Source organism: Micromonospora sp. NPDC003776 (assembly GCF_053605645.1).
This window is the reverse complement of sequence record NZ_JBSGJR010000856.1, coordinates 1-1,970: the sequence shown is the minus strand read 5'-3', so window position 1 is coordinate 1,970 and position 1,970 is coordinate 1. Positions and strand designations below refer to the sequence as shown.

Here is a 1,970-nt window from a genome sequence, read left to right as displayed (position 1 = left end):
CTGCCCGCGGCGCCGGCCCAGGCCGCGTCCGGCAGACCGAGCCCGGCGTACGGGGTCAGCACCGCCGCCGCACCGCCGAGGCCGCCGGCCAGGACGCTCCAGCGGCGCGCGGAACGCCGTAGCCGGCGCAGCCGGCGGAAGTGTCGTGCCCGCTCGTCCGCCATCGTCCCCTCCCCGCTTCTCAGCCGGTGGCGCTCTCCCCGGTGCCGCGCTCCCGGCTCATGCTCGCCCGGATCTCGTCGAGCCGGGCGGCGGCCGCCGGGTCGGCGGCCTGCTGCGGCTGCCCCACGGCGGGGCGGTCCTGCCGTCCGGCGAGCTGCTCACCGGCCATGCTCGACCGGATCTGCTCCAGTCTCGCCGATCCCGCCGAGTCGAGGGTCGCCTTCTGGATCTCCAGCATCCGGCCTTCGACCGAGTTGCCGGCCAGCTCGGCCCGGCCCATCGCGTCGGCGTACCGGCGTTCGATGCGGTCCCGGACCTCGTTCAGTGACGGGGTGCTGCCGGGAGCGGTGAGCGCGGACATCGACTCCAGCGAGCGGGCCACGGTCTCCTGCATCTTGGCCTGCTCCAGCTGGCTGAGCAGCTTGGTGCGCTCGGCCAGCTTCTGCTGGAGGATCATCGAGTTGTTCTCGACCGCCTTGCGCGCCTGAGCGGCCGCGCCGAGCGCCTGGTCGTGCAGGGTCTTGAGGTCCTCGGTGGCCTGCTCGGCGGAGACCAGCTGGGTGGCCAGGAGCTGGGCGGACTGCTCGTAGCGGCCCGCCTCGGTCTCGTCACCGCGGGCGCGGGCCTGGTCGGCGAGGACCAGGGCCTGCCGGGCGTTCGCCTGGAGCTGCTCGACCTCGGACATCTGCCGGGACAGCTTCATCTCCAGCTGGCGCTGGTTGCCGATGACCGCGGCCGCCTGCTGGACCAGCGCCTGGTGCTGCCGCTGGGCATCCTCGATGGCCTGCTGGATCTGCACCTTCGGGTCGGCGTGCTCGTCGATCTTCGCGCCGAAGAGCGCCATCAGGTATTTCCAACCCTTGACGAACGGGTTCGCCATCTCCGCGTTGTCCCCTCAGTAGCGTCGCGCCGCCTCGACCGGGCCGGGGTCGACCGGTGGGTCGCGCGGTGTGCCTCCATCGTCCCAGGCGTACGCCACCGTGGCACCCGGACGACCCTGATCAACAGTACGCGGCGGTCGCCACCACGGACCACGTCGCGATGCGCCTGGTCAGGCGGCGCAGACCACGTCCCGCTCGGCCGGGCGGACCCGGGTGCTGCGCAGCGTCGCCTTGAGCGGCCCGTCCTGCCGTACCTGGACCGCCACCGACCCGTCGGAGGCGACCTGGCGGACGCCCCGGTTGGTCGCCTTGCGGACCGCGGCGGGCGCCACCCGCGCCGGCTCGACCGGCTCGTCGGGCACCGGCACCAGCACGTCCGGCATCTGCTCGGCCAGGGCGACGGTGTCGCTGACCTCGCGGAGCAGCTCGGAGAGGCGGGCGCCGAGCGCGTCGCAGATCGCGGCCAGCAGCTCGCTGGACGGCTCCTTCTGGCCGCGCTCGATCTCGGAGAGGTAGCCGAGGCTCACGTTGGCGGCGGAGGAGACCTCCCGAAGGGTGCGGTGCTGCCCCTGCCGGCGCGCCCGCAGTGCGTCACCGATCACCCGGCGTAGCAGGACCATCGCACCTCCCCCTGACGGGACCACCATCTCCGGCCGACCGTACCGCGTCCGAGGCGGTCAGCCGCCCCCGACGCCGGCGTCGCCCGCCGGAGCCTTCCCGCAACCGTACCCGCTGCGGGCCCCGCCGACATCCCGCCCCACCCCTCGAATTGCGCGGTTCCGGCCACGGCGACCGTTCCGGGCCGGACGGGCGGCGCGCCCGGAGTCGGGCGCGCCGGGCCCGGGATCACCGTCGGCCCGCCATGGGGTACGAGCTGGTCGCCCCGGCCGAGCACGCGCTCGCCGTGTGGGACGCGCTCTTCGCCGC

General features: G+C 74.5%; 2 protein-coding genes and 1 pseudogene. All 3 read right to left on the bottom strand.

The annotated features are described in order from the left end of the window. Nucleotides 1–164 (bottom strand): annotated as a pseudogene (locus tag ACWEVO_RS35760) (phage shock envelope stress response protein PspM); the annotation flags it as partial. Between the two features lie 17 nt (nt 165–181). Continuing rightward, nucleotides 182–1,042: a PspA/IM30 family protein gene (locus ACWEVO_RS35755; RefSeq protein WP_452311822.1), complete on the bottom strand. Its 861-nt coding sequence runs from the start codon at nt 1,040–1,042 to the stop codon at nt 182–184. Between the two features lie 171 nt (nt 1,043–1,213). After that, nucleotides 1,214–1,663 (bottom strand): helix-turn-helix domain-containing protein, encoded by a 450-nt coding sequence (locus ACWEVO_RS35750; RefSeq protein ID WP_452311821.1) that lies wholly within the window; start codon nt 1,661–1,663, stop codon nt 1,214–1,216. Nucleotides 1,664–1,970: the final 307 nt, after the last annotated feature.

What these genes read in the sequence shown, in the direction of transcription:
- ACWEVO_RS35755 (WP_452311822.1), bottom strand. Translation starts at nt 1,042, where the DNA reads ATGGCGAACCCGTTCGTCAAGGGTTGGAAATACCTGATGGCGCTCTTC.
- ACWEVO_RS35750 (WP_452311821.1), bottom strand. Translation starts at nt 1,663, where the DNA reads ATGGTCCTGCTACGCCGGGTGATCGGTGACGCACTGCGGGCGCGCCGG.